At 72.5% G+C, this 16,902-nt stretch carries 16 protein-coding genes; 6 read left to right on the top strand and 10 right to left on the bottom strand.

Annotated elements, in window-relative coordinates; all coding sequences use genetic code 11:
- The first annotated feature begins 357 nt into the window (after nt 1–357).
- On the top strand, nt 358–1,371 hold the full coding sequence (locus IE262_RS34345; RefSeq protein WP_134028857.1) for a GlxA family transcriptional regulator: 1,014 nt from the start codon (nt 358–360) through the stop codon (nt 1,369–1,371).
- A gap of 13 nt (nt 1,372–1,384) precedes the next feature.
- On the opposite strand, the gene IE262_RS34340 is transcribed toward IE262_RS34345, so the two are convergent.
- A complete protein-coding gene (locus IE262_RS34340) occupies nt 1,385–2,206 on the bottom strand; it encodes a rhomboid family intramembrane serine protease (RefSeq protein WP_134028855.1) in 822 nt (273 codons plus the stop codon).
- A 171-nt stretch (nt 2,207–2,377) separates the two neighbouring features.
- Between IE262_RS34340 and IE262_RS34335 the strand changes: the two genes are divergently transcribed.
- Nucleotides 2,378–2,701, top strand: coding sequence for a hypothetical protein (locus tag IE262_RS34335; protein WP_134028853.1), 324 nt, complete (start codon nt 2,378–2,380; stop codon nt 2,699–2,701).
- 116 nt (nt 2,702–2,817) lie between these two features.
- Here IE262_RS34335 and IE262_RS34330 read toward each other — a convergent pair whose 3' ends face one another.
- Together IE262_RS34330 and IE262_RS34325 are read right to left on the bottom strand one after the other, a co-directional pair.
- On the bottom strand, nt 2,818–4,245 hold the full coding sequence (locus tag IE262_RS34330; RefSeq protein WP_189879242.1) for an FAD-dependent oxidoreductase: 1,428 nt from the start codon (nt 4,243–4,245) through the stop codon (nt 2,818–2,820).
- 54 nt (nt 4,246–4,299) lie between these two features.
- Complete coding sequence (locus tag IE262_RS34325) at nt 4,300–5,292, bottom strand: DUF4349 domain-containing protein (protein WP_189879240.1); 993 nt, start codon at nt 5,290–5,292, stop codon at nt 4,300–4,302.
- Between the two features lie 211 nt (nt 5,293–5,503).
- Here IE262_RS34325 and hemG point away from each other — a divergent pair, with 211 nt between their 5' ends.
- Together hemG and hemQ are read left to right on the top strand one after the other, a co-directional pair.
- Entirely contained in the window at nt 5,504–6,955 is a 1,452-nt protein-coding gene (gene hemG / locus IE262_RS34320; RefSeq protein WP_189879238.1) for a protoporphyrinogen oxidase, read from the top strand.
- Between the two features lie 4 nt (nt 6,956–6,959).
- Nucleotides 6,960–7,691, top strand: coding sequence for a hydrogen peroxide-dependent heme synthase (hemQ, locus tag IE262_RS34315; protein ID WP_189879236.1), 732 nt, complete (start codon nt 6,960–6,962; stop codon nt 7,689–7,691).
- A gap of 60 nt (nt 7,692–7,751) precedes the next feature.
- Here the strand turns inward: hemQ and IE262_RS34310 are convergent, their stop codons facing one another.
- The 6 genes from IE262_RS34310 to IE262_RS34285 all read right to left on the bottom strand — a co-directional run bounded on the left by IE262_RS34310 (nt 7,752) and on the right by IE262_RS34285 (nt 13,533).
- A complete protein-coding gene (locus IE262_RS34310; protein WP_189879234.1) occupies nt 7,752–8,504 on the bottom strand; it encodes a TIGR04222 domain-containing membrane protein in 753 nt (250 codons plus the stop codon).
- 86 nt (nt 8,505–8,590) lie between these two features.
- On the bottom strand, nt 8,591–9,355 hold the full coding sequence (locus IE262_RS34305) for a DUF4142 domain-containing protein (protein WP_229877778.1): 765 nt from the start codon (nt 9,353–9,355) through the stop codon (nt 8,591–8,593).
- Between the two features lie 98 nt (nt 9,356–9,453).
- Nucleotides 9,454–10,848 (bottom strand): MbnB/TglH/ChrH family RiPP precursor modification enzyme, encoded by a 1,395-nt coding sequence (locus IE262_RS34300; protein WP_189879230.1) that lies wholly within the window; start codon nt 10,846–10,848, stop codon nt 9,454–9,456.
- Between the two features lie 209 nt (nt 10,849–11,057).
- Nucleotides 11,058–11,864 (bottom strand): DUF4142 domain-containing protein, encoded by an 807-nt coding sequence (locus tag IE262_RS34295; RefSeq protein ID WP_189879228.1) that lies wholly within the window; start codon nt 11,862–11,864, stop codon nt 11,058–11,060.
- A 218-nt stretch (nt 11,865–12,082) separates the two neighbouring features.
- Nucleotides 12,083–12,691, bottom strand: coding sequence for a DUF4142 domain-containing protein (locus IE262_RS34290; protein WP_189879226.1), 609 nt, complete (start codon nt 12,689–12,691; stop codon nt 12,083–12,085).
- 86 nt (nt 12,692–12,777) lie between these two features.
- Complete coding sequence (locus IE262_RS34285; RefSeq protein ID WP_189879255.1) at nt 12,778–13,533, bottom strand: peptidyl-tRNA hydrolase; 756 nt, start codon at nt 13,531–13,533, stop codon at nt 12,778–12,780.
- A 146-nt stretch (nt 13,534–13,679) separates the two neighbouring features.
- Here IE262_RS34285 and IE262_RS39915 point away from each other — a divergent pair, with 146 nt between their 5' ends.
- Nucleotides 13,680–14,657, top strand: a complete 978-nt coding sequence (locus tag IE262_RS39915; protein WP_229877776.1) for an ABC transporter ATP-binding protein — start codon at nt 13,680–13,682, stop codon at nt 14,655–14,657.
- Nucleotides 14,657–15,328: an ABC transporter gene (locus tag IE262_RS39910; protein WP_229877774.1), complete on the top strand. Its 672-nt coding sequence runs from the start codon at nt 14,657–14,659 to the stop codon at nt 15,326–15,328. Before IE262_RS39915 ends, IE262_RS39910 begins: the two co-directional genes overlap by 1 nt.
- A gap of 118 nt (nt 15,329–15,446) precedes the next feature.
- Here IE262_RS39910 and IE262_RS34275 read toward each other — a convergent pair whose 3' ends face one another.
- Nucleotides 15,447–16,847 carry a PhoX family protein gene (locus tag IE262_RS34275; protein ID WP_189879223.1) on the bottom strand — a complete coding sequence of 467 codons (1,401 nt, stop codon included), beginning with the start codon at nt 16,845–16,847 and terminating at the stop codon, nt 15,447–15,449.
- Nucleotides 16,848–16,902: the final 55 nt, after the last annotated feature.

Here is a 16,902-nt window from a genome sequence, read left to right as displayed (position 1 = left end):
CTGAAGGGCCAACCACCCGCCAGCCGCGTCCCCAACCTCACAGGGCAATACACCTAGGCCCCGTCGCGAAAGTCGCTTCCCCGCTGCCTGAAGGGCAGTGGGGAAGCGACCCTCACGACGCGGCCGGGCTGGGGCGCCGGCTTCAACCCGTGGCGGATCGCGTGGGCCGCGTCGATGCCGTAGCACACGTCGCGGAAGAAACGCTTGCAGGCGATGCCCAGTGCGCGCATGTCCGTCCCTGCCCCTCTCTCGTGCACTGCTGTCCACCACGATCCCGCAGGGGGTCCTACCGGAACAGTGGCGGTAGTGACGCCTTTCGCTAAGATTCCGCCAGGGCTCTTGGCAGAGGAGCGACGGATGATCCAGAGGCAGCAAGACCCCCCGTACCGCGTCGCCGTGCTGGTGACCGATCAGACCTCGTCCTTCGAGATCGGCATGGTCACAGCGGTCTTCGGTCCGTATCTGAGCGATCTGATGCCCGCGCACTACGAGCTGCGGCTCTGCGCGGAGCGGCCCTCCTCGGTGCCCATGGCAGGGGGTGCCGTGCTGACCACGCGGTACGGGCTACGGCAGCTGCGCCTGGCCCACACGGTCATCGTGCCCAGCAGCGCCGATCCGGAGGTGCCGCCGTCCGGCGCGCTCGTCCGAGAGCTGCGGGCGGCGCACCGCGCCGGCGCGCGCATCGTTTCCACGTGCATGGGTGCCTTCACACTGGCGGCGGCCGGGCTGCTCGACGGACGGCCCGCCACCACCCACTGGCGCTGGGCCGATCTGCTGCGCACCCGTCACCCGCGGGTCGCGGTGGATCCCAATCCCCTGTACGTCGACGACGAGGACGTTCTGACCGGTGCCGGCAGCGCTGCCACGCTGGATCTGTGTCTGCACCTGGTACGCAAGGACTTCGGGACGGAGCTGGCCAACACGGTGGCGCGCCGACTGGTGATCCAGCCGCACAGGGACGGCGGCCAGGCGCAGTACATCGAGGCACCGGTGCCGGCGCCGTCCGAGGACCACGGGGTCGCGCGCAGCATGGCATGGGCCCTTGAGCACCTGAGCGAGCCGGTCACGGTGGGTGCGCTCGCCCGCCAGGCGCGGATGTCCGAGCGCAGCTATCTGCGCCACTTCGCCAGAGTCACGGGGACTTCACCGATCCGCTGGCTGATCTCGCAGCGGGTACGGGCGAGCCTGCCGTTGCTGGAGACCTCGCATGCCTCGGTGGAGCAGATCGCGACGGCCGTGGGTTTCGAGTCGCCGGTGACCTACCGGCACCACTTCTCCAGGACCATGCGTACGTCGCCGTCGGCCTACCGACGGGGATTCCGTACCGTGCACGCGGCCGGAGAGGCTGCTGACGGCGCGGAACCCGTGTGACCCGGTGTCGCGGTCACCAGCCCGGCCGTGCGCGTCTGCCGAACAGGATGCCGCCCGGCTCGGGTGGTGGTGGCGTGCCGGGGCGCAGCGGCCAGGCCAGCAGCATGCCCGCGACGAAGCCGACGACATGGGCCGCGTACGCCACGGTCCCTGCGTGTGAGAGGGCCGCGCCCGACGAGTACACCGCCTGCAGCCCGAACCAGAAGCCCAACACCGCCCAGGCCGGCAGCCGCAGGGGCAGGAACAGCAGGAACGGCACGAGGATCCAGACCCTCACCCTGGGGTAGAGCACCAGATAGGCGCCGAGCACCCCGGCGATCGCCCCGGACGCGCCGATCAGCGGCGCGGTGGAATCCGAGTTCGCCAGCGCGTACCCGTACGCGGCCGCGTACCCGCACACCACGTAGAACAGCGCGTACCGCACATGGCCGAGCCGGTCCTCGATGTTGTTGCCGAAGATCAGCAGGAAGAGCATGTTGCCCAGCAGGTGCAGCCAGCTGCCGTGCAGGAACATCGCCGTGAACACCGACAGCACGGGCGACTTGACGTAGCCCGGCGGGCCCACCAGACATCCGGGACCCCGCTGCGGGTCGAAGGCGACCTGGCCCGTCGGCACCAGCCGCGGCAGCTGGTGGTGGATCAGCTCCCTGGGCACCGCCGCGTAGTGGTCCAGGAAAGCCTGCAGATGGCACAGCTGCGCCAGGCCGCTGTCACCCGCCACCGAGCCGGAGAGGCCCGGCATGAAGAGGAAGACGAGGACATTGGCAGCGATCAGCGCGTACGTCACATACGGCGTCGTGCGTACGGGCATCACATCATGGACGGGGATGACCACAAGGAACTAGTGCCCCCTGACGGACCCCGGAACCGTGTGTCGCCGCCGAGCCACGCGCCTACCACGCGACGTTGCGCCCCAGTGGGTGAACGCGACCGTCTCCGCGTACGTATGTCTCCTCAACGCCCGCGATGCGACGAACTTCGTGATGAACTACGTGAGGATCAGGCGATGAACGACCGAGTTACTCCTCCGATGCACGCCACGCCCGACGGTGAGGCCGAGATCACCCTGGTGGTGCGCCTGCCGTGGGAGGACGTGGCACGGCTCGGCCAGGAGGCCGGCCGGCTCGCCGCGCAGATGAAGCGGCCCGTGACGCTCGACGAGGCCGTCAGCCACCGGTTGCGGTCCGCGCGGCCGGCTGCCGCCCACGCGAGGCCGGCGGGTGAGCAGCCGCCCGCGATGTCCGGGAGCGCGTCCGTGTCGTCGTTGCCGCCGCGGCCGCCGGCGGAGCAGGCACGGCAGGCGATCGAGAGGATCAACGGAACGGCTTAGCCCCGCTGGTTGGGTGGGTCGGGCGCCGTGGGGTTCCTGTCGGTTTTGGGCTGCCGGCTCGTCGGGGCTGGTCGCGCCCACGCGGCGGAGCCGCATATCGACACAGCCCCGCGCCCCTAAAGCTCGCTGCTTCGCAGCTGCTTTGTCGCCTTTCGTGCCGCTACCAGTACCGGGTCCCAGACCGGGGAGAACGGTGGGGCGTAGCCCAGGTCCAATGACGTCATCTCGTCCACCGTCATGCCCGCCGTCAGTGCCACCGCCGCGATGTCGACGCGTTTGGCCGCGCCCTCGCGGCCGACGATCTGGGTGCCGAGGAGGCGGCCGGTGCGGCGTTCGGCGAGCATCTTGACGGTCATCGGGGCGGCGCCCGGGTAGTAGCCCGCGCGGCTCGTGGACTCGACGGTGGCGGTCACGTACTGCAGGCCCGCCCGGCGTGCGTCCTTCTCCCGCAGGCCGGTGCGGGCGATCTCCAGGTCACAGACCTTGCTGACCGCCGTGCCGACCACGCCGGGGAACGTGGCGTATCCGCCGCCGGCGTTCGTGCCGATGACCTGGCCGTGCTTGTTGGCGTGCGTGCCCAGCGGGATGTGCCGCTCGCGGCCCGAGACCAGGTCGAGGACCTCCACACAGTCGCCCCCCGCCCAGATGTCCTCGTGGCCGCGCACGCGCATGGCCAGGTCGGTGAGCAGGCCGTCGTGGTCGCCGAGCGGGAGGCCCGCCGCTTGCGCGAGCGCCGTCTCCGGGCGTACGCCGATGCCGAGGATCACCACGTCCGCCGGATACTCGGTGTCCTCCGTGGCGACCGCCCGCACCCTTCCGTCCTCGCCGGTCAGCAGCCTGGTGACCTCGGCGTCGTTCACCATCGTGATGCCCAGCCCCGCCATGGCCCGGTGCACCAGGCGCCCCATGTCGGGGTCGAGCGTGGACATGGGCTCCTGGCCGCTGTTGACGACCGTCACCTCGTACCCGCGGTTGATGAGGGCCTCGGCCATCTCCACACCGATGTACCCGGCGCCGACCACGACCGCGCGACGGCCCTTCGTGGCGGCCAGCGTGTCGAGGAGGGCCTGTCCGTCGTCCAGGGTCTGCACGCCGTGCACGCCGGGCGCGTCGACGCCGGGCAGCGGCGGGCGGACCGGGCGGGCGCCGGTCGCGATCACGAGCTTGTCGTACGACGTCCAGGACTCCGCGCCGGAATCGACGTCCCGCGCGCGGACGCGTGATCCAGGGACGTCGATCTCCGTGACCTCCGTGCGCAGTCGCAGGTCGATCCCCCGCGCGCGGTGCTCCTGAGGCGTGCGCGCGATCAGCTGGTCCCGGTCGGTGACGTCACCGCCCACCCAGTACGGGATGCCGCACGCCGAGAAGGACGTGAAGTGGCCCCGCTCGAAGGCCACGATCTCCAGCTCCTCGGGGACCCGCAGCCGACGCGCCTGCGACGCGGCGGACATGCCCGCCGCGTCGCCACCGATCACGACCATGCGCTCCCGCGCACCCCGCGCACCCCGCGTGCCCCTCGCGCCCCGCCTATCGCTCATGCTCATGCGAACACGCTACGGGGACAGGGCATTTCAGTCCCGTCGGCCCTGTCGGTCCCGTCAGTCCTGTTCGCCGCTCTCCCGCGGTCGCGCGCCCTCCGGTGCCGGGCGGGCCTGCGGCAGCGGGCCCAGCGCGGACATCGCCGACGCGGACGCCGGGGCCGGGCGCTGCGGCCGCCTGGGCCGGACGACCCGTACCCACACCAGCACCAGCAGGGCGGCGCCCAGGAGGAACGGGAGCAGCGCGCCGAGCGCGAGCGCGATCCAGCGGAACATGGTGACGAAGGCGTTCCAGCCGCCCGCGAGCGCGTCCAGGAAGCCCGGATCGTCGTCCTCGGTGGCCTTCTTCGCCGGGTTCTCGGTCAGCGAGAGCGTGATCGTGGCGAGGCTGGTGCGGTCCTTCAGGGACGCCTGCCGGGCGAGCAGGGCCTCCAGATCGGCCTGACGCCTGCTCAACTCGCCTTCCAGGGTGACCACGTCGCTCAGCTTCGTCGCCCGGTCCATCAGCTCCCGGATCCGCGCCACGCTGGCCCGCTGCGAGGCGATGCGGCTCTCCACGTCGACGACCTGGTCGGTGACGTCCTCGGCCTTCGCCTCGCGCTCGATCAGTTCGCCCGTGCCCTCCAGGTCGGCCAGGACCTCCTCGTACGTGTCGATGGGCACGCGCAGCGTGACACGGGTGCGTTCGCGGCCCTTGCCGTCGCGGGTGGTGGTCTCGCCGCCGACGAACCCGCCCGCGTTCTCCGTGGTGGTGCGGGCCGCGTCCAGGGCCTTCGGCACGTCCTTGACCCGCACGGTCAGCGAGGCGGTGCGGATGATGTGGCTCGCGGTGGGATCGGGTGCCCGGGTGGCCTTGCCCGCGCTGCCGCCCTTGGCGTCGCTCGCGCTGAAGTCGGCACCCGCACCGGCCTGCTGCTTGCTCTGGGCGGCGCTGTCGGAACCCCCGTTGTCCCCGCCCGAACTGCACCCGGCGAGCGCCAGCGAGGTGACGAGGAACAGTGCGGCCAGGGCCCGCACAGGTCGCCGGGATCGTCGTATACGTGTTTCGGCCATGTCTGGTTGCCCCCGAGGGTTGTCGTGACGGACGTACCTTCGACGCCGGAACGGCCCGGAACGTTGGGCACTTACGGTCCCGATGCGGTCACGGCCAGGACCCGGCCGGGACTCGGCCGGAACTCGGCGGGGGCTCGGCCGGGGCACCGGTCGATCACCCGGCATCACCCGGCATCACCGTCCTGTCAGTGGGGTCTGAGAAGGTGGAGGCATGCGTGGATCAAGTGCGGGGGCGGGGCACGTCGTCGTCATCGGGGGCGGCGTCGCCGGGCTGGCCGCCGCGCACCGGTCGCTGGACCGGGGCGCGCGGGTCACCCTCCTGGAGGCGTCGGACCGGATCGGCGGCAAGCTGCTGCCCGGCGAGATCGCGGGCGTGCGGGTGGACTTCGGCGCCGAGTCGATGCTGGCGCGCCGCCCCGAGGCGGTCGGCCTGGCCCGTGAGGTGGGCCTCACGGACCGCCTCCAGCCGCCCGCCACGGCCACCGCCTCGATCTGGACCCGCGGCGCCCTGCGCCCCATGCCCAAGGGCCACGTCATGGGGGTGCCGGGCACGGCGTCCGCCCTGGCCGGGGTGCTCTCCGAGGAGGGTCTGCGGCGCATCGAGCGTGACGCCGACCTGCCGCGCACGGAGTTCGGCGACGACGTGGCCGTGGGGGAGTACGTGGCGGCCCGACTCGGCCGAGAGGTCGTCGACCGTCTGGTGGAGCCCCTCCTGGGCGGTGTGTACGCGGGCGACGCGTACCGTATCTCGATGCGGTCGGCCGTCCCCCAGCTCTTCGGGGCGGCCCGCGCCCACGCCTCCCTGACGGAGGCCGTCCGCGAGGTCCAGGCCAGGGCCGCCGCCGCGCAGCAGACCGGGCCGGTGTTCATGGGCATCGAGGGGGGAGTGGGCGGGCTGCCGCTCGCGGTCGCCGCGTCGGTGCGCGCGCGGGGCGGCGAGATCCTCACCGGGACGCCGGTGAGCGAGCTGCGCAGGACCCCGGCGGCGTGGCGTGTCGTCGCGGGCGACCGTGTCCTGCACGCCGACGCGGTCGTCGTGGCCGTCCCGGCCCCGGCCGCCGCCGAGCTGCTGCGTGCCGAGGCGCCCGCCGCCGCGACCGAGCTGGCCGCCGTCGAGTACGCGTCCATGGCCCTCGTCACCCTCGCCTACCGCCGCGCCGGCACCGCCCTCCCCGAGGGCAGTGGCTTCCTCGTGCCGCCGGTCGACGGGCGGACCATCAAGGCGTCCACCTTCGCGTCCCAGAAGTGGTCCTGGATCGCGGACCAGGACCCCGACGTCCTCGTCCTGCGGACCTCCGTCGGGCGGTACGGCGAGACGGAGATCCTCACCCACGACGACGACCACCTCGTGGCCGTCTCCCGCCACGACCTGCGCGAGGCCACCGGACTGACCGCCGAGCCCGTCGAGACCCGCGTCACCCGCTGGAACGACGGCCTGCCCCAGTACCCCGTCGGCCACCACGCGCGCGTGGCCCGTATCCGCGCGCACGTGGCGGGGCTCCCCGGGCTGGCCGTGTGCGGCGCGGCGTACGACGGCGTCGGCATCCCGGCGTGCGTCGCGAGCGCCTACGCGGCGGTGGACCAGCTGGCCGGCGACCCGTGTGGTGTGGAGGAGCTCACGGCCAACCCGGTGCAGAGCCTGCACGGCGGAGCGGGAGAATAGGTTCATGAGTGACGACGCCCCCACCACCGAGTCCGGCAGGATCCCGAACAAGGGCAAGCTGGCCAAGGACCTGAACGAGGTCATCCGCTACACCCTGTGGTCGGTCTTCCAGCTGAAGGACGTGCTGCCCGAGGACCGCGCGGGCTACGCCGACGAGGTCCAGGAGCTCTTCGACCAGCTCGCCGCCAAGGACGTGACGGTCCGCGGCACGTACGACGTGTCGGGGCTGCGCGCCGACGCCGACCTCATGATCTGGTGGCACGCCGAGACGAGCGACCAGCTCCAGGAGGCGTACAACCTCTTCCGCCGCACCAAGCTGGGCCGCGCGCTCACGCCCGTGTGGTCGAACATGGCGCTGCACCGCCCCGCCGAGTTCAACCGCTCGCACATCCCGGCGTTCCTCGCCGACGAGACGCCCCGCGACTACGTCAGCGTGTACCCCTTCGTGCGCAGCTACGACTGGTACCTGCTGCCCGACGAGGACCGCCGCCGCATGCTCGCCGACCACGGCAAGATGGCCCGCGGTTACCCGGACGTGCGCGCCAACACGGTCGCCTCGTTCTCCCTCGGCGACTACGAGTGGATCCTGGCCTTCGAGGCCGACGAGCTGTACCGCATCGTCGACCTCATGCGCCACCTCCGCGCCTCCGAGGCCCGCATGCACGTCCGCGAGGAGGTGCCGTTCTTCACCGGGCGGCGCAGGTCGGTGGCGGAACTGGTCGCGGGGCTCGCCTGATCGGTGCGTCCCGTCGGCAGTGGTGCGGCAGCGACATCTCAGGGGCGCGAGAGGCAGGCCCTAGCGATGCCCGAACGCCGCCCGCACCTCCGGCTCCCCGGCCGCCCGGACACCCCGTATCGCGACCGAGGTGAGATACGTCCGGTCGTCGTCGCCCTCGGCGTGCCGGGTGAGCGTGGCGAGGAGCCGCAGGCCCGCCGGTGACGCCCAGTGCGCGTACGGGTGGACCTCGACGCGGGCGATGGCCAGGCAGCTCAGGCTGAGGATCAGGGGGAGCGCGAACCAGAGGGCGATCAAGGCCGGGTCCTCGCCGGGGCCGTGTGCCGGCATCAGCAGGGCGACGGTGCCCAGCGCGGTCACGAGCAGCGCGGAGCCCCGTACCTGGCGGACGGCCTCCGCGACCGTCGTCCGCGTGCCGTCCGGTACGGCGAGCCCGGCCTCGACGAGCCGGTCGGCGAGCCGCCGTACGGACTCCGCGGCCGCGGCGGACTGCCGTACGGGGTCAATGCGCGACTGGCCCTCAGGGCCTATGGCCCCTATCACCGAACGCTCCATGTCGTCCCGCCCGTCCGGGTCCACCACGGTCGCCCATCCGGTGTGCGCGAGCAGCAGGCGCCGTTGCCGGGCCATCGCCACCAGCGTCAGCTCGGCGACCCGTGCGGGGCCGCCGGACAGGAACGCCGCCTCGTACAGCGTCAGATCGCGGCGTACGACCCTGGGTTCGGCGTCGGTACGAGCGCAGGCCAGGCACAGCCGTGTGCACGCCGCGCCGACGGCGACCCAGGCCAGGAGCAGGAGAAGTGGCCACACCATGGGCGCGTTTCTATGGGAACGGCCGCCGGATCGCCATGGGTTGTTCAGGATGCGGACACGCGGTCACCGGTACATCACGTTCCGCTTCAGGGCCGGTCCTCCTCGGGGCCGATGGCCGCCGGGGGCAGGCTGTGGTCCGGGGCCGGGGTCACCGGGACCGGGGAGCCGGGATCAGCGGCCGGGCCGGGCGGGGCCGGGGAGCGGGTGAGGGGCGGAGTGCTCTTCGAGGCGGCGTCGCGGGCGAGGGCGTCGTAGTCGACGAGCCCGGTGGCCTCCAGGACCTTGATGTGGTCGAGGACGGTCGCGTTCGCGTCGTCGGCGAGGTCGCGGACCAGGGAGTTGCGGGTGGTGGCGCGGACCTGCGCGACCAGGGAGAAGACCGTGCCGTGCGCCTTGCGCAGGATGTTGGCGAACTCCCGGTCGTACTCCTCGCCCCGGGCCGCCTCCAGGGTGGCCAGCCAGGACCGCTGTTCCTCCGTCGGCTGGTTGGGCAGTTCGAGCCCGAGGCGGGCGGCGACGCCGCGGACACGTGCGTCGAGGAAGGTGTGGCCCTCGACGAGGTGCGCGCCCGCCGTGTGCACGGCCTGGGCCGTGCCCTTCTGCTCGGCCTGCTGCCCCGCCGGCAACTCCCACAGACCGGCCAGCCTGACCTTGGTGATGAACTCCCGGTCCAGGCCGGACAGCGGACCGTACTCCGTCGACACAGTGGACGCGTTGAGCGCGTGGACGCCGGTGCCGGAGCGGTCCGCGTACGACCAGAAAGGAATGATCAGCGCGACGAGGGTCGCCGTCAGTCCGGCGACGATCAGCCCTGTCCCACTGACCAGTCCACCGCGGTTGATGGATCGCAATGGTGCCTCCTGTCGCGGCACCGCACGCCAGTGCGCTTCGGGTGCGGGGTGACTACAGACCGGCATGTTACTGCCCGGTCCACGTCAACCGCCCGCACTCAGCGGCGGAGCAGGACCCGGCGGGTGGCGCGGGCCAGGCGGGCCGTCGGGCGCTCGGAGCGCGGGACGGGGCCCGAGCGGTCCAGCCACCACTCGCGCAGCCGCCGCCTGGCCTCGGCGTCCTCGGGGTGCCCGGCGAGCAGCAGATGCTCGGCGAAGTCCAGGGCGTCGCGGCGGTAGCCGCCGCTCATGGGGTGCCCGTGCGTGTACGCGAGGAAGGCCGGGCGGTACGACTCCCCGAGGATCTCCGGCAGTTCGGGCGCCACCTTCGCCACCACGTCCGCCCGCTTGGCCCCGAGCGCCCGCCCCTGCACTCCCAGCCGCGCCCGGTCGAACCCCTCGGGTACGGGCGTCCCCGCCACCAGCGCCGAGAGCAGCGAGGCCTGCGCCAGCCCGAGCCGCTGACGGGCCGGACCCGTGGAGGGCGCCGGATCGGCGTCGCGCCGGGGAGCGGTGCCGCGCTCCCCGGCCCCGGTGCCGGCCAGTGCGCCTTCCGCCGCGGACGCCCGCCGTACCGTGTCCCGGATCGCGGTCAGCTCCCGCTCCAGTTCGGCCGGTTCGGGGAAGTTCTCGTCACGTTCCAGGAGGATTCCCGGCGGGGTGACCCGGGAGACAAGGTCGGCGAGCACGTCGAGCACGGGCTGGGAGACCGGGTGGGCGTGGCTGTCGTGCCAGACACCGTCGCGTTCGAAACCGCCCGCGACATGGACGTACGCGATGGCCTCGACCGGGAGTTCGTCGAGGGCCCTGGACGGGTCCTCGCCCCGGTTGACGTGGTTGGTGTGGAGGTTCGCCACGTCGATGAGGAGCCGGACGCCGGTACGGTCGGCCAGCTCGTACAGGAACTGGCCCTCCGTCATCTCCTCGCCCGGCCAGGAGATGAGCGCCGCGATGTTCTCCAGCGCCAGCGGCACCGGCAGCGCGGCCTGGGCGGCCCGCACGTTCTCGCACAGGACGTCGAGCGCGTCCCGGGTGCGCGGGACCGGGAGCAGGTGCCCCGCTTCCAGCACGTCGGACGCCGTCAGGGGGCCACCCGCCCGTACGAAGGCGATGTGCTCCGTGACAAGGGGCGCCCCCAGCGCCTCCGCGCGCTCCGCGAGAGCCCGCAGCCGGTCCTCGGCGGGACGGTCGGCGCCGCCGAGGCCGAGCGAGACGCCGTGGGGGACGACCGTGACGCCGCGCTCGCGCAACCGGGTGAGCGACTCGGGGAGATGGCCGGGGCAGACGTTCTCGGCGACGACCTCGACCCAGTCGACACCGGCACCGACACCCGCACCCGCACCGGCACCGGCACCCGCACCGGCACCGGTCCCGTTCCCGGCCCTGGCGGCCATGTGCTCCACGGCCTCGGCGATCTCCGGCCGCCACCCGATGCCCGTCCCCAGCTGCTTCATCCTCGCCCCCTCCTCCGTCACGTCGGTCAGGCCTCACCAGGACCCTGTGGGTCGTCTCCCCGCGGCGGACCTGTGTTCCGGCGTGCCCGACTCATGACCCCGGCACGGCGGGCCGAACCCCCCGGAGGGGACCTTCAGAGCAACATTTGAGCTTGCGGCGGCTTCCCGCGCTCCGGCCCCCCGCGCTCCGGCCCCCCGCCGCTCACGGGCTACTGGACCTGTGGTTGTTGGCCCTGATCGTCGTTGAGTTCCTCCGGATCGGGCCGGTTGGTGTTGACCACGCCGGGTGCTCCCGGCGAGACGGACGAGCTCACATCGGGGTTGGTGCTCGGCTCCGCCGCGGGCGGCGAGACGGGCGACTGCCCGGGGATCGGCGGTGGCGGTCCGGTCGGGCTGGCGGTCCCGGAGACCGCCCCGTTGGCGATCCTCTCGAAGTCGACCGCTCCGGTCTTCTCCAGGATCGTGATGTGGTCGAGCACGGTCTGGTTGGCGTCCGAGGCCAGCTGGCGCACCAGCGTGTTACGGGTGGAGTTCCGCACCGTGGCGATGTCCGGGAAGATCTTGCCGTGCGCGGCGCGCAGGAGGTTCGCCCATACCTGGTTGTACTCGGCGTCCGAGGCCGCGGTCATCTCGTTCAGCCAGCCCTGCTGCTGGGCGTTGGGCTGGTTCGGCAGCTCGACACCGAGCTTCGCCGCGATGATCCGCACCCGCTTGTCCAGGTCGGCGTGGCCCACGATCAGGTGGTTCGCCGCCTCCTGCATGACCTTGTCGGAGGAGCGCTCCAGCGCCTGCTGGCCGGCCGGCCCCTCCCACAGCCCCGCCAGCCGTACGCGGACGATGAGGTCCCGGTCTGACGGGGTCAGCGGACCCCACTGCGTGGTCACCGTGTCTCCGGTGAGCGCGGCCGCGGCGGTGGCGTTGCGGTTGGGGTATGAGACGAACACGGGGTAGGCGAGTGCGCCGATCGTGCCGGCGATCGCCAGGGCGACGAGGACAGTGCCCTTGGAACGTCGCAAAGGTGCCTCCCGGAGGAAACCAACTGGTCGTTGGGAACGTGCTTGGCCAGTGCCAAGAGGTACGTACAGGCCGGTCGGCATGTTCAACCGGCTGCGATACGGCCGCGTGGCCGTGAGGGTGAGAGTGGCGGCGACACCGACACCTGTGCTGGTGACGGGCCCTGTGACAGGCCGGACCGTCGAACGCCGTCGGTCCGGGCGGTGCCGCCGGGGGCGGGTCAGATCGTGCCGTTGGCGATGGCGTCGAAGTCGACCTGTCCGGTCTTCTCCAGCATCGTGATGTGGTCCAGCACGGTCTGGTTGGTGTCCGAGGCCAGCTGGCGCACCAGGGTGTTCTGGGTCATGTTCCGCACCTGCCCGATGGCGGGGAGGATCTTGCCGTGGGCGGAGCGCAGGAGGTTCGCCCACGTCCGGTCGTACTCGTTGCCCTGGGCCGCGCTCATCTGCCGCAGCCAGCCCTTCTGCTGCTCGTTCGGCTCGTCCGGGATCTCGACGCCCAGCTGGGTGGCCACGGTCCGCACCCGCCGGTCGAGGTCGGTGTGGCCCACGATCAGGTGGTCCGCGGCCTCCTTGACGGTCTTGCTGGACGAACGCTGCATCGCCTGCTCCGCGGCCGGCAGCTCCCAGAGCCCCGCCAGCCGCACACGGACGATCAGATCGCGGTCGGAGGCCGTCAAGGGGCCCCACTGCGTGTTCACCATGCCGGCCGACATGTTCGCCTGTGCGGTGCCGGACCGGTCGGTGTAGGACCACACGGGGAACGCCAGCGCCCCGACGGTGACGACGAGGGCCGCGCTGGCGATGACCGAGACTTTGACGCGCTCCAAAAGAGCCTCCCCAGGGGAAACCAACTGGTCGTTGGGAACTGTTACGTGGCCAGTGCAGGGAGGTACGTAGGGAACGGCCGTGTTGTTCAACCACGCTCCGTCTGTGGCCGTCCGAGGTCGCGCAGCGCCGGATGGTCCGCCACCACCGTGCACGAACCCGGGGCGATCTCCGTGAAGCCGGCGTCCCGGACGACCGGGAGGCCGGAGGCGGTCAGGTGCCGCCAGCGGTCGGGCGCGGGGGTGCGTACGGCGAGGGGGAAGCCGGCGTCGCGCCAGGCCGTGCGGTCCGCGTCGGACAGCTCCCACCAGGCCAGTTGGGCGCCGTGGCCCGCCTGTGCCATGGCCTTGCCCGCCGACATGGCGACCTCCGGGTTCATCCAGAGGACGGGGGCGGCCGGGTCCGCGTCCATCGGGGGTTCCGGGTCGTCGAGGTCCGTGCCCGAGACCTGGAGGCGGGCCAGGTCCTTGGGCCAGCCGTCCAGGGGAACGGGAGGGAAGACCCGTACTTCCGCGGACTTGCCCGTCACCGTGATCCCGGGCAGCGCCTCGGCACGGCGCCACTCCGCGCCACGCGCCCGGCGGACCACCTTGCGGATCCGGGCGTCCTGCCAGTCCCGCATCGCCCGTGCCCACTGGCCGTCGCCCAGCGACCGCTCGTCGCTCAGCATGACCAGCACCGCACGGGCCGCCGTCTCCAGCGCGTCCGTACGGGCCGGGGGAGCGGACCGCTCGATCCGCGCCACCAGGGGCAGCACGAACTGCGGCGCCTCGTCCCGGGACACGGACTCGACACGGAAGGGGCTGCCCTGCGCTGTGCCGTCCGCCACCGTGTCGTCCGTCACCGTGTCGTCCGTCACTGTGTCGTCTTTCACCGCGTCGCCGTTCAGCGAGGTCTCTGCACGCGCGTCACTCGTCACGCACCCCAGTCTGCCAGGCGGAAGATCCGTTCCCCTGCGCGCGTCCGCACACCCGTACGAGGATGGGGCGCATGGCACGTGAGGTACCGGAACGCGAACAGCAACGGTTGCGGCTGGAGGGCGTGGGCCGCCGCTACGGGCGACGCGGCCGCTGGGTCCTGTCCGGCGTCGACCTGGAGGTGGCCCCCGGGGCGCTGGTCCGTATCGAGGGCGCCAACGGCACCGGCAAGTCCACGCTGCTCCGTCTCCTCGCGGGCCTCGACGCGCCCACGGAAGGCCGGATCGTGGGGCGCCCGCGCACGGCGTACGTCCCCGAACGCTTCCCGGCAGCGCTGCCCTTCACCGCGGCCGACTACCTCATGCATCTCGGCACCGTCCACGGCCTGTCCCGCGCGGCGGCCGCCGATGCCGCCGACGAGTGGCTGGAGCGCTTCGGCGCCGCCGAGCACGCCCGGACGCCGATGTCGGAACTCTCCAAGGGCAGCAGCCAGAAGGTCGCCGTCGCCCAGGCCCTGCTCGCCGCACCTGAGTTGCTGGTCCTGGACGAGGCCTGGACCGGCCTGGACGACCCGGCCCGCGGCGAACTGGAGCGCGCGGTGGCCGAGCGCACGGCCGCCGGGGGCGCGGTGGTGTTCGTCGACCACGACCCGCGCCGGCTGGCGGGGCGACCGGACGCGACCTACGCCCTCGTCGAGGGAGCCCTCAGTCCTCGTACTCGTACGGACCGCGGTACGGGGAAGGAGGACGCGGGTGCGGACGGCCCTCATGTGATCGTCCGGGCACAAGGGCCTGCGGGGGCGGCCCCGCCGGACGAGGTCACAGAACTCGCCACCCTGGTGGAGGAGGTGGCGGGTGACGCGCACCGGATCAGTGTCCCTCAGTCCCGCTCGGACGCCCTGCTCAGGGCGCTGCTCGGGGCCCGGCCGCCGTGGCACGTGGTGAGCGTGGAGCCCCGGCCCGAGCCCGTGCCCGATGCCGCGTCGGATCCCGCGCGGGGCGTCGTGCCCCGGCCCCGCACACCCGAACCCGTCGAAACCGAGAACTCCTGATGACCGCGCTCCTCCGCTACCAGGCCGCCCTGCTCCTGCGCTCCCAGCGGGCGCTCCCGCCCGTGATCCTGTACGCCGCGGTCCTCGGGATCGGCGTGCAGAGCGGGCAGCCCGTGCTGGACTCGCTCGGCTGGACGGCCGCCGCTCTGCTGCCCGTCGCCGCCTGGCTGGTCCGTATCTGCGCTACCAACGAGCCGGCCGCGGCACGCAGTTGTGTCGGCGCCGCGGCGGGCCCGGCGCGGGCGCACCTGGCGTGTGTGACGGTCGCGCTGGCGGCGGCCGCGGCGCTCGGGGTCGTGGCCACGGTCTTCGTGACGTTCATCAGTGACGCGACGAGCGCCGATCACCAGATACGGCTGTCGGCGGTCCAGGCCGGAGCCGCCGGGCTGCTCGCCACGCTCGCGTGCGCGCTCCTCGGCACGGCCGTCGGCGCGCTCACCACCCGTCCGCTGCTGCGCTCGCCGGGCCGCGCCGTGCCCGCTCTGCTGCTGGGCGCGCTCCTGGCGCTCGTCGTCACGGGTTCCCCGGCGCGGGCGGCGGTCAGCGCGCTGGTCAGGGGCTCGCAGGAGGGTACGGTCCCCGTGCCCGTCCTGCCCTTGGCGGGTGCCGTGCTGCTCACTGCGGCCGCGATCGCGCCGGCCTGTGCGCTCACCACCCGCCGGTCGTCCTGAACGGCCGGGAGCCCCGGCGGCGGAGCGCCACCGCCGGGGCCGGCGTGCCAGGTGCGCGGATCAGTCGCCCACGTCAGTCGCGCACGTCAGCCGCGTGTCAGTCCCGCACGTCAGCGGGTCAGGTCCGGCGCCATGGGCCCGTGACCGCGAACGTCGTTCCGGGGGTGTAGCAGTTGACGTACATCGTCTCGCCGTCCGGGGAGAAGGTGACGCCCGCGAACTCGCCCCACTCCGGTTCGTCGGGGGTGCCTGTGTTTTGCGCGTTGCGGGCCAGTGCGTAGACCTCGCCCTTGCGCGTCACTCCGAAGACGTGCTGGGCGCCGTTGCCGTCCTCGCAGACCATCAGGCCGCCGCTGGGGGCGAGGCAGATGTTGTCGGGTGACTCGCCCGGGAGCTGGACGTCCGTGTCCGGGCCGAAGACGATCACCAGGGTGAGGCGGCGCGCCGCCGGGTCGTAGCGCCAGATCTGGCCGTAGTGGTCCGCGGCCGAGCCCTCCGCGCTGCGCGCGAAGGACGAGACGAAGTACACGCTCGTGCCGCCCCAGTAGCAGCCCTCCAGTTTCTGCGCGTGCGTGATGCCTTTCGGGCCGAAGTCCTGGAGGCGGATGGGGGTGTGGACGGCGAGCGGATCCGGCACGTCCACCCATTCGATGCCGTCGAAGGCCGCGCCGGTCTCCTGGATCGAGGAGAGGTCGGGCACGCCGGGTACGCGCATCGCCTGGAGGCGGCCGCCCGCGCGCAGCGAACCGAGGCCGCCGCGAGGCTTGTCGGGGAGGAACCGGTAGAAGAGACCGAACGGCCTGTCGAAGGCGTCCTCGGTCTCGTAGACGATGCCGCGGCGCGGGTCGACGGCGATCGCCTCGTGCTGGAAGCGGCCCATCGCGGTGAGCGGTACGGCGCCGGAGCGGTGCGGGTCCGCGGGGTCGACCTCGAAGATGAAGCCGTGGTCCTTGGTGTAGCCGTTCGTGCCCGCCTTGTCCTCGGTCTCCTCGCAGGTCAGCCAGGTACCCCAAGGGGTGGGCCCGCCCGCGCAGTTGACCGCGGTACCGGCGATCGCGACCCGCTCGTCGAGGACGTTGCCCCGCCGGTCGAGCGTCAGGGACGTACAACCGCCCTTGCCCATCGGGTCGTACGTCAGGCCCTCGACGGTGGGGACGCCGATCCGGCCGGTGACGCGGTTCTCGTGGTTGCGGACCAGGTGGACGCGGCTGTCTCTGCCGCCCGAACGCCCGGCAAAGGCAGCCATGCCGTCATGGTTGCTGGGCACCCGGCCCTCACCGGAGAGGAGCGGGTCGCCCTCGCGGGACAGGACCCGGTAGCGGAATCCCTTCGGCAGGTCGAGCAGACCGTCGGGGTCGGGGATCAGCGGGCCGTAGCCGGAGTGGCCCACGCCCTGCGCGGCGGCGGTGCCCGCGAAGAGTTCGGAGAGGGCGCCGGTGAACGCGATGCCCGCTCCCAGAGCACCGGAGCGGGCCATCATCTGACGTCGGGTCACCGAAGTGCGTCGTGTCACAGACATGGGGAAACCTTCCTGCTGGCGGACAGGATGTGACCCGCCTGTGTGTATCACGCCA

Source organism: Streptomyces bluensis (assembly GCF_014650715.1).
In the GTDB taxonomy this organism is placed as follows: Bacteria; Actinomycetota; Actinomycetes; order Streptomycetales; family Streptomycetaceae; genus Streptomyces; species Streptomyces bluensis.
The sequence above is the reverse complement of the archived record's forward strand: the minus strand, read 5'-3'. Positions and strand labels throughout refer to the sequence as shown.